Origin of the sequence: Cohnella hashimotonis (assembly GCF_030014955.1) — a bacterium.
Lineage (GTDB): Bacteria > Bacillota > Bacilli > Paenibacillales > Paenibacillaceae > Cohnella > Cohnella hashimotonis.
On record NZ_JAGRPV010000001.1, the window covers coordinates 7,436,875 to 7,451,650 of the forward strand.

Below are 14,776 nucleotides of genomic sequence, written 5' to 3' on the forward strand. Positions count from 1 at the left end.
TTCCCTCCTGTCGGCGAAGGATGGGCGCGGGAAGGTCGTCCCGCGCGCCGTCCCCCGCGATGCCGGGTGTGACGCAGCCTGATTCGGCGTTATTTGGCGCTGTCGAAGCGCTGCTGCGCATCGTTGAAAATCTTGGCGAGCTTGGCCGCGCCCAGCTTGTCGGCGTTAGTCTTCCACGCTTCCCACTCGGCGTCGCCGTATTTCTTGTCGAGCACGTAGCGGGTGTTGAACTCCTCGGCCGCCTTCTGCAGCGAAGTCTGCAGCTCGGCGATCGTCGCGGTCTCGTCGTCGGTGAAGTTCAGGACGGGGTCCAGCGGTTCGAACTTGTTCCCGTTCGTAATCTTGTCCTGCGCCTCCTGCTCCTTCTCCGTGTAGTTGAAGTACACGCTCCGGTGGTCCGGCCGCAAGTACGCGCCTTCGAGCCACATGCCGTACTTGTTCTCGAGCACCTTGATGTCGACGGCCGGCTCATTGGCCAGCTCCGGGTACACCGGCTTGCCGTTCGCGTCGAAGTTGAACGTCTCGCCCTCGACGCCGAGCGTCATCAGCGCCGCGCCGGACGGACTGGTCAAATAGTCGAGCAGCTTGAGCGAAGCTTCCTTATTCGCGTTGTTCGCGACCGTGATCGACCAGCCCGCTTCGATCTTCGGCAGCGACCGGACGTGACCGGTCGGCCCGACGGGATTGCCGTAGCGCAAGTCGTATCCAGGGTTCGCGTCCTTGACCTGGTTGTAGAAGAGGTCGAGGCGTCCGATCCAGTCGAAGGTGACGAACGACTTGCCCGACGTCATCTTGGACGTCCAGGAGTCCTGCGTATCGGTGATGAATTCGGGGTCGAGCAGCTTTTCGTTATACAGCTTTTTCATAAAGTCCAGCATGGCCTTGCTCTCCGGCTGCGTGGAGGCGAACTTCCACGTCTTGGCCGCCTCGTCGTAGTAGACCGGATAGTTCGCGCCGCCGATGCCCCAGCCGTACGCGAAGTCCTTGAAGATATTGACGGTGCTCTTGGACGCGTACGGGTACGAATCCGGGTAGATTTGCTTCAGCTTTTTCAGCGCCTGGTAGAAGCCCTCCGTATCGGTCCACTCCGGAATGCCGTTTTTCTCGAAGATATCCTTGCGGTACAGGAAGCCGTGGTTGACCGCCCGGTTCATATCGTAGATCGGCCAGGTGTACATCTTGCCGCTCTCGTCGCCGTAGGACTTGACGACCCAGTCGTTCTCCTCCATATAGAGTTTCTTGAAGTTCGGCAGCATGTCGGCATAGTCGTTGATCGGGACGACCGCGCCTTGCTTGCCCAGCTTCTTGAGCTCGGCCGCCGTCAGGCCGTGGAAAATATCGGGCAGCTTGCCGGAAGCGACGGTCACCTTCAGCTTGTCTTGGTAGGTAGAGGACGCGTAGGTCTGAAAATTAACGGTGATGCCCGTGCGCTTCTCGATCTCCTTGACGATCATCTTGTCGTTCGGAGGCGAATCGCCGACCAGCATCCAATTGATCGTCGTCGGCTTGTCGACGAGCGGCAGCTTGAGCCCGCCCGTATCCCCGTAGTCGGCAGATGCGCTTGCTGCGCTGCTTGCCGAAGCGCCCGCAGCCTGCGAGCTTGCAGCTTGAGCGCTTGCCGTGGGGGAACCCGTCGCCCCGTTGTTTCCGTTGTTGCCGCCGCAGGCGGCCAGCGCCGTGACGGTCAGCGCCAGAACGACGCCGCCGCTTATCCGTTTTATGACCATTTTCTTTCCTCCCCAAGATTGGTTTGTGAGGCTGCCTTGCAATCCCCATCCTACGAGACGATCCCGAGCTCGTAAATTCAGCGTTTTGACCGAGGCGGATATTTTCCGGACCCCGCGTCTTGGAAAGCGCTTAACACCAAGACTGGCAAGGGTTTTGCCCATGTGGAAAATGCTAAAGTCGTAGAAAACCGTAAACAATCGGACGAATTTCCCGACGCGCGCGGCCGAATCGCGGGCGCCGTTCTGTGCGCATGCTGTATTTTCGAATCAGCCGTTGCGCTTGCCGTCCGCTCTCATAAATTATAACGACATCTCGATCTTCGCGGACAAGGGGGAGCGATCCAGCGTGGCAACCGGCTTGCTAGACGCGCACGAACGACATGGGGTAACCGTGATTGCCTGCACGAACCGCCGCGATTACCTGGACAACCTGTTCCGCAATTATGCTCGGCAAACGCATGCGGTGAAAGAACTGGTCGTCGTCGTCAACAACGACCGTATTCCGCTCGCGCCATACCGGCGGATGGCGGGCAAGCATCGCAACGTGAGAATCTATCGCATGCCGGAGCATCGTTCGCTCGGCGCCTGCCTCAACTTTGCCGTCGGCAAGGCGCGCTACGGCCGCATCGCCAAGTTCGACGACGACGATTATTACGCGCCCTACTATCTGACCGACAGTCTGCGGGCGCTTCGCGCCTTCAAAGCCGATGTCGTCGGGAAGCGCGCGCACTATATGTACCTGCGAGGGGCAAGGAAGCTGATCCTTCGTTTCGGCCGCGACGAGAACAAGCCTGTCGGCAGGCTGCCGGGCGCCACGCTCGTCTTCCGCAAGCGCGTGTTCGAGCGGGCTCGCTTCCCCGACCGCAGCGTCGGCGAGGACGACCTGTTCTGCGATCTCAGCAGGCGGCAGGGCTACAGGGTCTATTCGGGAGGCCGGTTCAACTTCGTCGCCGTCCGCAGGAAGAACTCGGCGAATCACACGTGGATCATCGGGGACCGGGAGCTCCTCGCGCATAACCGGACGATTCCGAACGTGACCGACTACAAGCGCTACGTGCGCAGAAAACCGCGGAGCGGCCGGTAATGTCGCGGGGGGAATGGCGCGCAGCGACGGAGGAAGGGCGATCGGGGCGCAGCGGAGGATCGGAGAGCAGGCGGGCTTCCGGCCCACTCGCGGTGTCCGTCGTGGCCTGCACCAATCGGCCCGCGTATATGGAGGCGCTGCTGCGCAACTACGGCAGGCAGCGCTATGCGGCCAAGGAGTTGATCGTGATCCTGAACGGAGCGGATCAGCGGCTGGATGCGTACGCGAAGGCCGCTGTACCATACGGCAGCGTACGCGTCTTCGCGATGCCGGCGAGCGCGTCGCTCGGCCGCTGCCTGAACGTCGGCGTGCGGATGGCGCGTCATCCGCTCGTCGCGAAGTTCGACGACGACGATTATTACGGACCGGGGTACTTGTCGGAGAGTGTGCGGATATTGCGCGCGACCGGCGCAGACATCGTCGGCAAGCGCGCGCACTACATGTATCTGACCGGCAGCAAGCTGCTTCTGCACCGGTACTACGACAGGGCGAACCGGTACGTCGACCAAGTTCAGGGCGCGACGCTGCTCGTCCGCCGGCAGGTGCTCGACCGGGTCTCCTTCCGCGACCTGAACCGCGGCGAGTGCGTCAAGTTTTGCGCCGACGCCAGGGCGACCGGTTTCACGGTCTATGCGGGAAGCCCCTGCGATTTTATCGCCATGCGCAGGCCCGGGTCGCGGGACCATACCTGGGTCGTCAGCGACAAGCGCCTGATGACCCGGCACGCCAAGGTTCTGCGCGTGAAGAACATACGAAGGTTCGTCTGCCGAAGCTAGCCGAGGCGGGCGAACCTTTTTTCCGCGCAAAATTCGCCTGACGCCCGGCACCGATTCATAGTATGATTTCATATGCGCATATTCGCGTTTACGCAAAGGCGCAAAGAAAAGGACGACTCACCTTCGGAGGTTTGAATGCATACATACACGCAGGCGCAGCGGCGCGCCATCCACAAACGGACGCTCGTCATCGTCGTGATCGCGCAGCTGTTCGGCGGCGCGGGGCTCGCGTCGGGCATCACCGTCGGCGCCTTGCTGGCGCAGGACATGACGGGCTCGGACGGCCTAGCCGGGCTGTCGACGACGCTGTTCACGCTGGGCTCGGCGCTGTCGGCCTTCGCGGTCGGCCGCCTCACCCAGCGGCTGGGCCGGCGGGCCGGGCTGACGGCCGGCTTCCTCGCAGGCGCGGTCGGCGCCCTGGGCGTCGTCGCGGCGGCGGCCTGGGACAGCTTGCCGCTGCTGCTGCTGGCGATGCTGGTGTACGGCGCGGGCACCTCCACCAACCTGCAAGCGCGCTACGCCGGCACGGACCTGGCCGAACCGCATCAGCGGGCCCGCGCGGTCAGCATCGCGATGGTCACGACGACATTCGGCGCCGTGGCCGGGCCGAACCTGGTCTCGCCGATGGGCAGGCTCGCGTCCGACTGGGGCTTACCGGCACTCGCCGGGCCGTTCATGCTGGCCGCGGCGGCGTTCGCGCTGGCTGGTCTCGTGTTCGCGATCCTGCTGCGCCCGGATCCGTTCCTCGTCGCCAAGGCGAGCGCTGCTGGTGCTTCTGCCGATATGCCTGCTGCTGGCAATGCCGGTAACAAGGTTGGGGGCTCCGTCCCCGATGCGCCCGTGCGATCCGGCAACCGCGGTATCGTCGTCGGCGCGTCGGTCATGCTGATCACCCAGATCGTCATGACCGCCGTCATGACGATGACGCCGCTCCACATGAAGCACCACGGCCACAGCCTCGACATGGTGGGATTGACGATCGGCGCGCATATCGCCGCGATGTTCCTCCCTTCGCTCGTGACCGGCGTGCTCGTGGACAAGATCGGGCGCATCGCGATGTCCTGCGCCGGAGCGGCGACCCTGCTCTGCGCCGCGCTCGTCACCGCATTCGCGCCGGGCGACTCGTCGGCCTGGATGATCTTCGGCCTGGTGCTGCTCGGCCTCGGCTGGAACTTCGGCCTCATCAGCGGCACGGCCGTTATCGTCGACGCGACGACCCTCGGCACGCGCGCCAAGACGCAGGGCACCGTCGACGTACTTATCTCGCTCGCGGGCGCGGCCGGCGGCGCCCTGTCCGGCGCTGTCGTCGCCCTGTCGAGCTTCGCCGCGCTCTCGCTCGCGGGCGGCGCGCTGGCTCTGCTGCTGCTTCCCGTGATGCTCTGGTATCGCCGAGGCCCGCGGCGCCAAGCGTCTCGTTCTTTCGATGCGTAGTCTCAGCCCCACGAAGCAAATCACACCGCCAACCAGCCCGATGTAGCTCTGCATATAGACTGGACTATTCCCCCTTTCTAACCTGATTCAGGAATTCTCGCTATCACTCCGGCAGACTTCGCAGGAATAAGCCTTTCCGCCGGGGAATACATCGGGTAGAGTATGTTACATACGTACGCAATCAAAGGAGGTTGGCCACGTGAAGTCCATCACCGTACAGAGTCTCGCGGACCAATTCAAGCTGGAGGTGCTGGCGGGCGCCGGCCGCCTGGACCGGCAGATCACGCGCTCGCGCGCGCATCGTCCGGGCCTAGAGTTCGTCGGGTACTTCGAGTTTTTCCCGATGGAGCGCGTGCAGGTGCTCGGCCGCAAGGAGATTACGTATTTGCTGCAGCTCAGCGTCGAAGAACGCTTGCTTCATATCGGCAACATCGTCAAGTACCACCCGCCCTGCTTCATCGTTACCGCGGGCCAGCAGGAGTTTCCGTATCTGAAAAAGTTCTGCGACGAGGAGGGTATTCCGCTGCTGCGGACCGCGGATCCGACGACGGAGTTCATCGCGAAGCTGGACGGCTATCTGGTAAAAGCGCTCGCGCCCGAACAGTCCATCCACGGCGTCTGCGTGAACGTGTCGGGAATCGGGGTGCTGCTGCGAGGCAAATCCGGCATCGGCAAAAGCGAGACGGCGCACACGCTCATCCGCAGGGGCCACCGGCTCGTGGCGGACGACGTCGTCGTGCTCAAGAAGCTGGGCCCGTCGCTGCTGCTCGCCTCGCACAACGAGACGACGCGCGAATTCCTCGCGCTGCGCAGCGTCGGCCTGATCAACGTCGTGCGGCAGTACGGCCGCCGGGCATTCCAGGACGAGACGCGCATCGTGCTCGATATCGAGCTGGCGACCTGGCGGGACGGCGAGCTCAGCAACGCGCTGGAGCTGGAGCCCAAGTTCTCCGACTACCTCGGCGTGAAGATCCCGTACATCGAGATCCAGCTGCAGCCCGGACGCGACGTCGCCGGCCTGATCGAGGCCGCGGCGAACAACTGGTACCTCAAGCAGCTCGGTTACAGCGCCGCGGAGGAGTTCATGCAGCGGATCCATAACGGCATGCAGTGAGACATTCCTCATGCGAAAAGCCTGCCTTACGCTATAGAAGCGATAGGCAGGCTTTTCGCATGATGCGTGGCACGATGCGATCAGATTAAAAAAACTGAATCTCGGACACGCACGTATCCGCGTACTTGGTCCCGGGCGTCACGTCGAGAATGACGAATTTGACGCTGGACGCTTTCACCTTTTCATCGAAAAAGATGTTGAGCTTCTTGGTTAGATCAAGCAGTAGGACCGTGCCGTCCGAAAAAACCAGCTTGGCCTTCTTCACGCTGCCATTATCCAGATATGATGCGACCGATTTGCCATAGCCCGGCGCGATCGCGACGCCGCTCAACTCCGTCTTCTCGGCGAATGAGAGCTTCACGCTCTGGCCGACGCCCAGCCCTTTCACGCCTTCGCACCAGCAAGTTGCAGGGTCTTTGTCAACGAGGTTGGATGCCCCATAGAATGCTGTCTTGGAGCCTGGCAGCTTACTGGAGGCGGTCGCTTTGACGACCTTAAGAGAGGATCCGTATTCCCAATCCGATTTCACCAGTTCTGCCTGCCGTTTGTGCAAATTGACTTTGTATTCGACACGGTAGTTATCCCGTATGATAAACCAAACATAATAAATCCAGTTTTTATTGCCTTCATTATCGCCGTCGGGTATCACCACTTCGACCTGCGCAGAGGGCTTGCACTTGCAGGCTGCCGTCGCGATGGCGACCGCTTCGGCGGAAGTGAAGGTTCTGTCGCCGTACGGATCGCGTATCAACGTTCTCTTGCCGATGAATAATGCGGTCAGTTCGGACGGAAGCGCGTCCAGCTCGAGCGTGATCTTGCCGGATCCGAATGCCACCGTGCCGCTGCCCTTATGAACGTATACGCCTCTGGCGTCCGAATCCTCGTACGCGTACGTCCACCTCACCGCCCGGTCTTCCTTCGCCGCGATCGGCGCGGTCGATTCGAACGTATACGTCTCGCCCAACCAGGCCTTGTAGCTGATCCGAACGGTACCGTCGTCCGGATTGACGCCGACCTGCAAGGTGCCGTCTATGTCTTCGTCTTCTGCGAAGGCTTCATCGACCCAATCTCCCTCGTAAGCGGACAGCCAGGCCGTCTTCTGCGATTCCGCTGCTCTGCTGTCGGCCGGGTAAGCCAGCATCGTCCAAACCAGTGCCGCGATCCCCAGCAGCGCCAGCGCTTTGCGCCATGTCATTATGAAGGACTCTCTTTCTATTTTGGATATAGAGAGAGCTATTTCGCTGCGAAGCAGTTAAATCCCTGCAAAACCAACCGTGAAGCGACAAGGGATGATGTGTCTTCCGCCCCATCCGGGTGCCCATCCCGCTCCTGCGTCGCATAGTGGAAGTTGCGCCTTTATCCCGTTATGATGAGAATAGAACGAGTCTTATCAAGGAGGTCGGACCGCCGTGTCACCCAGAAATCCGGCCAGAGACAGACAACTGCGCGAGGCCCGCACCAGCCAGATTCTCGATTCTGCGCTGACGGTCATCGCGAGGCGCGGACTGTCCGGCACGAAGGTGGCGGACATCGCCGAGACCGCCGGCGTCAGCGTTGGCAACGTCTATAAATATTTCGCTTCCAAAGAAGACATCTTCGAGGCGCTCGTTCACCGCGGGCAGCAGGAATACCGCGATTTTGTCGAAGAGGCGCTGGCGATGTCCGGCTCGCCGGTGGACAAGCTCGTCTGGTACACCGAGCAGTGGATCGCGAAGCGCGAATGGGCGATCACCATCCTGCTCCAGTACGCGCGCACTTCCGAGGCCGTCCCGGCCCGTCTCAAGCAGGCGGTCAGCGCCAAGTTCATCGACAACCTTAGGCCGATGGCGGCCATTATCGAACAAGGACAGCAATCCGGCGACATGGTGCCCGGCGATCCGATGGAGCTGGCGCTGATCTACGTGTCCCTGATGGAGGGACTCACGCTGCACGACATCCCCGATACGCCCGAGCTGACGTCCGGCATCGCGGACCGCGCGCTGAGATTGCTGCTGCGGGAGCATTAGGCGGGGGTTGCGAGATTCGGCTGCTGCTGTGGGATCCTTCGGCGCGGATCGCGAGCTTTGGCTGCTGCTGTGGGATTCTTCGGCGCAGATCGCGAGCTTTGGCTGTTGCTGCGGGATTCTTCGGCGCAGAATACAATAGCGGACGGCGAGCTTCGGTGGCGGTTACGAGAATCGTCGGCGCCGATCGCGAGCCTCGGCTGCTCCTGCGAGAATCTATTCGCGGCGTTGATGCCGCTTTTTTTATATTCGTTAATCCTTGTTGACTTATCGGATATATTGATTTAATCTGTTCACATGATGAACAATTATTCACTTTGTTAAAAGGATGGATGAGCACCGTGAACCTGTTCTGGTTTATTCCGACCTATGGCGACGGACGTTACATCGGTACCGATATCGGCGCTCGGAACGCGACGCTGTCCTACTATCGGCAGGTGGCGATGGCGGCCGACGATCTCGGCTTCGACGGCGTGCTGCTGCCTACCGGCCGCTCCTGCGAGGATTCGTGGGTGCTGGCCTCCATGCTCGTACCCGATACCGAGCGGCTTAAGTTTCTCATCGCGGTGCGTCCCGGCCTCATGTCCCCGGCACTCGCGGCTCGCATGGCCTCGAGCTTCGACCGGCACTCGCGGGGGCGGCTGCTCATCAACGTCGTTGCCGGCGGCGACCCCGAGGAGCTGGCGGCGGACGGCATCTTCCTCGGACACGACGAGCGGTACGCCTTGACGGACGAGTTCATGACGGCTTGGCGCGCACTGCTCCGGCAGGAGCGGGTCGAGCTGGACGGGGAACATATCCGGCTGCAGGACGCGTACAACTTCTATCCGCCGTTCCAATCCCCGCATCCGCCCGTCTACTTCGGCGGCTCTTCGCCCGCCGCCATCGACGTCGCCGTGAAGCATGCGGACGTCTACCTGACCTGGGGCGAGCCGCCCGAGCAGGCGCGGGAGAAGATCGAGCGGGTCCGCGCCCGCGCGGCCGCGGAAAATCGTACCGTCCGCTTCGGCATGCGCCTGCACGTCATCGTCAGAGAGACGGAGGACGAGGCATGGGCAGCCGCGGACGCGCTCATCCGCCATCTGGACGACGACACGATTGCGAGAGCCCAGCAGGTTTACGCGCGCATGGACTCCCACGGCCAGCAGCGGATGACGGGCCTGCACGGCGGCGACCGGTCGAGGCTCGTCGTCGGCCCCAATCTGTGGGCGGGCATCGGGCTCGTACGCGGCGGCGCCGGTACCGCACTGGTCGGCTCGGCAGACAACGTCGCTGCCCGTATGCGGGAATACGCCGAACTGGGCATCGACACGTTTATTCTGTCAGGCTACCCGCATCTCGAGGAAGCTCACCGCACGGCCGAGCTGCTCTTCCCTCGGCTGCGGCCCGAAGGGCCGCATACCGCCAGCGCATCTGCCGCCCGCGGCGAGATTATGGCTTATCACTATACGCCGGGCAAGTAAGACGCCCGGCTCTCGAACAGACGCCCCTTCGGAGCGCCGGCTGCATGCCGGCATTCGAAGGGGCGTAATCGTTATGCGCGGGGATGGCGGGCGGGATGGGGGCGGGGACGGAGTGGTGCAATCACTGTACACGGGGAGCGGGAGACGTGGGGGTGGTTGAGCGCAGAGCGATTAGATGCACTATTACGGTGCACGGGGAGCGTAGACGCAGGGTTGGTTGAGAGCACGGCGTGCAGATGCACAATTATGGTGCACGAGGCGCATGCGACGCGGGGTTGGTTGGGCGCACGGCGCGCAGATGCACAATTATGTTGCACGAGGCGCATGCGACGCGGTGGTGGTTGGGCGCACGGCGCGCAGATGCACAATTATGGTGCACGAGGCGCATGTGACGCGGGGTTGGACGGGCGCACGGCGCGCAGATGCACAATTATGGTGCACGAGGCGCATACGACACGGGGTTGGTTGAGAGCACGGCGCGCAGATGCACAATTATGGTGCACGAGGCGCATGCGACGCGGGGTTGGTTGAGAGCACGGCGCGCAGATGCACAATTATGGTGCACGAGGTGCATGTGACGCGGGGGTGGACGAGCGCACGGTGCGCAGATGCACAATTATGGTGCAGGGTGCGCGGGAGACGAGAAGCTGGACGGGTGGAGGGCTCGTTGATGCACTGTTATGGTGCACGGTGAGAAACAGGAACGGAGCGGACCAGATGCCGGCGGACAGATTCGTGCACAAGAGGATGCTAGCGCATAAACGCCCCTCCGGAGCGCCGGCTTCATGCCGGCTTCCGAGGGGCGTCCTTTGTCTTAATGGCGGTCCAGGCGCCGCAGCCAGTATTCCCGCTCCGTCGCGTAGTCGGGATGCTGCCGCAGCTTGGACACGCTATCCGTGCCGCCGCTGAGCGGGTTCGGCTTGTCGGTGCCGATCCGGGCCGGCGCGCCGTTCAGCACGATGATGCGCGTCCCGAGATACAGCGCTTCGTCGACGTCGTGCGTGATAAAAAAGAAGGTGCGGCGCTTCTGCAGCCAGAGCGACTTGACCAGCGTCTGCAGGTGCTCCCGGGTGATCGCGTCAAGTGCGCCAAACGGTTCATCCATCAGGACGATCTTCGGGTCTGCCGCCAGCGTGCGGGCGATCGCCGCGCGCTGCTTCATGCCGCCCGACAGCTGATAGGGCAGCTGATGCCCCGCGTCGGACAGGCCCACCTGGGCTAACGCCTCGGCTGCTATCTCCTCGCGCTCTCTCTTCCCGGCCCCGCGCATCCGCAGTCCGAACTCGGCATTGCGCCTGACCGTAAGCCACGGAAACAGGTTGGCATGCTGGAATACAACGCCGACCTCTGGTCGGGGCTTACCGCCCGCGGCGCCCAGCATCTCCACGCTCCCCGTTTCCGCACACTCGTAGCCGGCCAGCAGGCGCAGCAGCGACGTCTTGCCGCTACCGGAGGCGCCGAGGACCACGACGAACTCCCCGTCAGCGATGTCCAGAGAGAGGTCCGCCAACACTTTTTTGCGCTTGTCGCCCCGCCCGTACGTCAGATCGACGTTCCGGACGGAGACGGCTGCCGCCGCGCGCGGCCCCCTTACCTCGCCGACCGCTGGCGCCAAAGGCGCGATGTCGAGTACGCTGCTCATGTCGCTCACGCTCCTAACGCAGTATAGCCTCCTGGTAAACCGACAGCTCGGGCGCGCTCTGAATCTGCTTTTGCTCGACCAGGAATTCCCCGGTCTGCTTCAGCACGTCGGCAAATCCGCTCTTGTCCTTCTCCGCGCCCAGATACTTGGCGTCCGCCTGCTCCTCCGAGGTCAGCCAGATGAGCTGCTTCGTCTGCGCGAGCGCGTCTTCCTTGTCCGTGCTCAGCACCGGGGCCAGCGCCTCGGCAACCGTGTCCGGATGCGCCCGGTATTCCTCGACCGCATCGTCCAGCACATTGACGTATTGCTTCACGAAATCGGGATAGTCCTTCGCGAACTTGTCGCGCACGACGCCCACGTCGGCCGTGATCGCGCCCTGCTCGGACAGCGCCTTGGCGGAGATGACGACGCTGCCGTCGTCGGCCGTGAGCTTTGCCAGCACCGGATTCCATACGAATGCCGCATCGATGTCCTTGCGCTGCCAGGCGGCGAGGATGTCCTGCGGCTGCAGGTCCAGCACCGTCACCTTCTGCAGGTCGACGCCGCCCAGCTTCAAGGCGGACAGCAAGCTGAAGTGAGCGGTAGAGCCAAACGGCGTAGCCACCTTCTTGCCTTCCAGATCCTTGACGCTCTTGATCTCCGACGCGTTGCGCACGGCCAGCGACTCCGCGTCGCCGATAATGTCGTGGAGGAAATAAACCTTATAAGCGAGCTTGTTCGCGATCCCGATAGAGACGGGCACGGAGCCTGCAAGCCCGAGGTCGATGCTGCCCGACGCAACCGCGGTATTGACGTCGCGGCCGGAATCGAACTGCTTCCAATTAATCTTCGTGTCAGGAAACGCCTTTTCCGCGAGCCCCTGCGTCTTCACGAACAGCTCCGCGTTCGGGATGACCTGGTAGCCGATCGTGACTTCCTTCGGCAGCGAGCCGCCGCTTTTCTCTTCGCCGCAGCCGCTCAGCGCCACAGCGAGCAGCATGACGGACGCAGCGAGAACCATACGTTTTTTTCTTTTGAACATACGACTAACCTCTCCCTTTTCCCCAATTGATCCTGTTAGACATCCTTGCCGATCCACGGCACCCAGGCGCGCTCCAGCCATCGGATAGAGGCGTCCAGCAGCACCGCGATGATCCCCATGAGAATAATGCCTGCGAAAATAACGTCGCTGCGCAGAAACTTGCTCGCGTCGAGCACCATCCAGCCGAGCCCCGACTCCGCCGCCACCATCTCCGCAGCCACCAGCGTCGTATACGTCATGCCGAGCGCGGTTCGGACGCCGGTGAAAATATCCGGCAGGCACGACGGCAGAATCACGTGCGCGAACAGTCTGCCCCCGGATGCGCCGAGCGAGCGGGCACCGTTGATCCGGTCTTGCGGAATGCGGGCGACGCCCGCCGCGACCGCGATATACAGCGGTGCGAATCCGGCCAGCGCCAGCAGCGCAATCTTGGAGGCGTCGCCGATCCCGAGCCAGAGCACGAGCAGCGTGTAGTAGGCGAGCGGCGGCAGCGGCCGGTAAAACTCGATGAACGGCTCTGCCAGCGCGCGGATCCGGGCCGAATAGCCGCTGACGAGTCCGAGCGGGATCGCCGTCGCCAGCACGATCGCGAACGCCGTGCCGAGCCGCGCAAGACTTGCGCCGATATGGCTCAGCAGCGAACTGCCTTTGTACCCTTCCCGGGCAATCTCCAGGAAGGCTTTCCATACGGAAGCAGGTGCGGGCACGAAGAGCGGATTGATCCAAGCCAACGCCGTCAAACCCCACCACAGAATCACCGCAGCCGCGACCGCCGCGACGGAGATACGCCAGTGACGCGTGAACATGGCGAGGATCCCTCCTTTTCGGATACGTGCTAATCTAGTGCCGACCTCAAGCCAATCTCGAGCTGAAGAGCGAATATACACAAAAGAGCCCCTTGGCCGCGTATGCCGACACGTCTGGCTAAAGGGGATCTCCGGCTTTCCGGTCGATCGTTCTACAGCGTGAATATATATTCACCATTCAAATTAGAGGTTACCAGCAAATCCCTACTTAGTCAATTGGAATTTTGTGATTTAGAATTTCAATCCATGAATTGGTTTTTCCTATTAGTCAACGCCCTTATTTGCCCTTATCATTACTATTAATCCGACTTCGCAGACTGGAATTGTGTATTTTAAATTTTGAGGGGGATTCGAATATGGCAAAGAACAGACAACTTAAGCTGGGCGCAGTGCTTCACGGCGTGGGATCGAGCATGTCGGCATGGCGGCATCCCGACATTCCGTCGGACGCGAGCATCAACTGGCCTCGTTATCTGGAGCAGGCGCAGCTGGCCGAGCAAGGCAAATTCGACTTCATCTTCATCGCCGACGGTCTCACCATCAGCGAAAAGTCGATCCCGCACTTCCTGAACCGTTTCGAGCCGTTGACGCTGCTGTCATCGCTGGGTGCGGTGACCTCCCGGATCGGGCTCGTCGGCACGCTGTCGACCTCGTACAGCGAGCCCTTCACCGTCGCCCGCCAGTTCGCCTCGCTGGACCATATCTCGGGCGGACGCGCAGGCTGGAACGTCGTCACCTCGCCGGGCGAAGCGACCGCGGCCAACTTCAATAAGGGCGAACATCCCGATCATTCGAAACGGTATCGCCTGGCAGCCGAGTATCTCGAAGTCGCCAAGGGACTGTGGGACTCGTGGGAGGACGACGCCTTCGTCCGCGACAAGGAGAGCGGCGTGTTCTTCGATCCCGACAAGATGCACCGGCTGAATCACAAGGGCGAATTCTTCTCCGTCGAAGGCCCGTTGAACGTTGCGCGCTCCAAGCAGGGTCGCCCGATCGTGTTCCAGGCCGGCTCGTCGGAGCCTGGACGCGACCTGGCCGCGAGGACGGCGGACGCGGTCTTCACCGGGCACGAGACCATTGAAGAAGCCCAGGCGTTTTACGCCGACGTGAAACGAAGAGCCGCCGAGTACGGACGCTCGCCGGACGAGATTCTGATCTTCCCGGGCATCGGGCCCATCGTCGGAGCTACGGACGAGGAGGCAGAGCGCCGCTACGAGGAGATCGCCTCGCTCGCGTCGGTCGAGGACGCGCTTCTGTACCTCGGACGCTTTTTCGACCATCACGATTTCTCCGCGTACCCGCTCGATGAGCCGTTCCCCGACATCGGCGATCTCGGCACCAACAGTTTCCGCAGCACGACGGACCGGATCAAGCAGAAAGCCAAAGAAAACGGCTGGACGCTCCGCCAGGTCGCGCTCCGCACAATGACGCCTAAAGGCCCGTTCGTCGGCACGCCCGAGAAGGTCGCGGACCGGCTCGCGCAATGGTTCGAAGGAAGCGCTGCGGACGGCTTCATCGTCGGCGAGGCCGTACCCGGCGGATTCGCGGACTTCGTCAAATACGTCGTGCCGCTGCTTCAGGCGCGGGGACTTTACCGCTCGGAATACGAACAGGATACGCTCCGGGGCAACCTCGGCCTGCCTTTCCCGGTCAATCGCTATGCCGCGCCGGTTGCGGTCCGTTCCTAAATCACTTTACTCATTCGGGAG

At 62.2% G+C, this 14,776-nt stretch carries 12 protein-coding genes; 7 read left to right on the top strand and 5 right to left on the bottom strand.

Annotation, left to right across the window (positions count from 1 at the left end; translation table 11 throughout):
* Nucleotides 1-89: 89 nt before the first annotated feature.
* A complete protein-coding gene (locus KB449_RS29615) occupies nt 90-1,727 on the bottom strand; it encodes an extracellular solute-binding protein (RefSeq protein WP_282911793.1) in 1,638 nt (545 codons plus the stop codon).
* A gap of 346 nt (nt 1,728-2,073) precedes the next feature.
* On the opposite strand from KB449_RS29615, the gene KB449_RS29620 reads away from it, so the two are divergent.
* From KB449_RS29620 to hprK, 4 genes are all read left to right on the top strand, one after another.
* Nucleotides 2,074-2,811, top strand: a complete 738-nt coding sequence (locus KB449_RS29620; protein WP_282911794.1) for a glycosyltransferase family 2 protein — start codon at nt 2,074-2,076, stop codon at nt 2,809-2,811.
* Nucleotides 2,811-3,587 (top strand): glycosyltransferase family 2 protein, encoded by a 777-nt coding sequence (locus tag KB449_RS29625; protein ID WP_282911795.1) that lies wholly within the window; start codon nt 2,811-2,813, stop codon nt 3,585-3,587. Before KB449_RS29620 ends, KB449_RS29625 begins: the two co-directional genes overlap by 1 nt.
* A gap of 135 nt (nt 3,588-3,722) precedes the next feature.
* Nucleotides 3,723-5,018 (top strand): MFS transporter, encoded by a 1,296-nt coding sequence (locus KB449_RS29630; RefSeq protein ID WP_282911796.1) that lies wholly within the window; start codon nt 3,723-3,725, stop codon nt 5,016-5,018.
* A 199-nt stretch (nt 5,019-5,217) separates the two neighbouring features.
* Nucleotides 5,218-6,132, top strand: a complete 915-nt coding sequence (gene hprK / locus KB449_RS29635) for an HPr(Ser) kinase/phosphatase (RefSeq protein ID WP_282911797.1) — start codon at nt 5,218-5,220, stop codon at nt 6,130-6,132.
* 85 nt (nt 6,133-6,217) lie between these two features.
* Here the strand turns inward: hprK and KB449_RS36735 are convergent, their stop codons facing one another.
* Entirely contained in the window at nt 6,218-7,327 is a 1,110-nt protein-coding gene (locus tag KB449_RS36735; RefSeq protein ID WP_282911798.1) for a discoidin domain-containing protein, read from the bottom strand.
* Nucleotides 7,328-7,541: 214 nt separating this feature from the next.
* On the opposite strand from KB449_RS36735, the gene KB449_RS29645 reads away from it, so the two are divergent.
* Nucleotides 7,542-8,138 carry a TetR/AcrR family transcriptional regulator gene (locus tag KB449_RS29645; protein ID WP_282911799.1) on the top strand — a complete coding sequence of 199 codons (597 nt, stop codon included), beginning with the start codon at nt 7,542-7,544 and terminating at the stop codon, nt 8,136-8,138.
* Between the two features lie 338 nt (nt 8,139-8,476).
* Nucleotides 8,477-9,598, top strand: coding sequence for an FMNH2-dependent alkanesulfonate monooxygenase (ssuD, locus tag KB449_RS29650; RefSeq protein ID WP_282912939.1), 1,122 nt, complete (start codon nt 8,477-8,479; stop codon nt 9,596-9,598).
* Nucleotides 9,599-10,412: 814 nt separating this feature from the next.
* On the opposite strand, the gene KB449_RS29655 is transcribed toward ssuD, so the two are convergent.
* Genes KB449_RS29655 through KB449_RS29665 form a run of 3 tightly spaced genes read right to left on the bottom strand, consistent with a single transcriptional unit; the run spans nt 10,413 to nt 13,067 of the window.
* Nucleotides 10,413-11,240, bottom strand: a complete 828-nt coding sequence (locus tag KB449_RS29655; protein ID WP_282911800.1) for an ABC transporter ATP-binding protein — start codon at nt 11,238-11,240, stop codon at nt 10,413-10,415.
* A 13-nt stretch (nt 11,241-11,253) separates the two neighbouring features.
* On the bottom strand, nt 11,254-12,261 hold the full coding sequence (locus KB449_RS29660) for a taurine ABC transporter substrate-binding protein (RefSeq protein WP_282911801.1): 1,008 nt from the start codon (nt 12,259-12,261) through the stop codon (nt 11,254-11,256).
* 35 nt (nt 12,262-12,296) lie between these two features.
* Nucleotides 12,297-13,067 carry an ABC transporter permease gene (locus KB449_RS29665; RefSeq protein ID WP_282911802.1) on the bottom strand — a complete coding sequence of 257 codons (771 nt, stop codon included), beginning with the start codon at nt 13,065-13,067 and terminating at the stop codon, nt 12,297-12,299.
* A 356-nt stretch (nt 13,068-13,423) separates the two neighbouring features.
* Between KB449_RS29665 and KB449_RS29670 the strand changes: the two genes are divergently transcribed.
* Nucleotides 13,424-14,755: an LLM class flavin-dependent oxidoreductase gene (locus KB449_RS29670; protein WP_282911803.1), complete on the top strand. Its 1,332-nt coding sequence runs from the start codon at nt 13,424-13,426 to the stop codon at nt 14,753-14,755.
* The last annotated feature ends 21 nt before the right edge of the window (nt 14,756-14,776 follow it).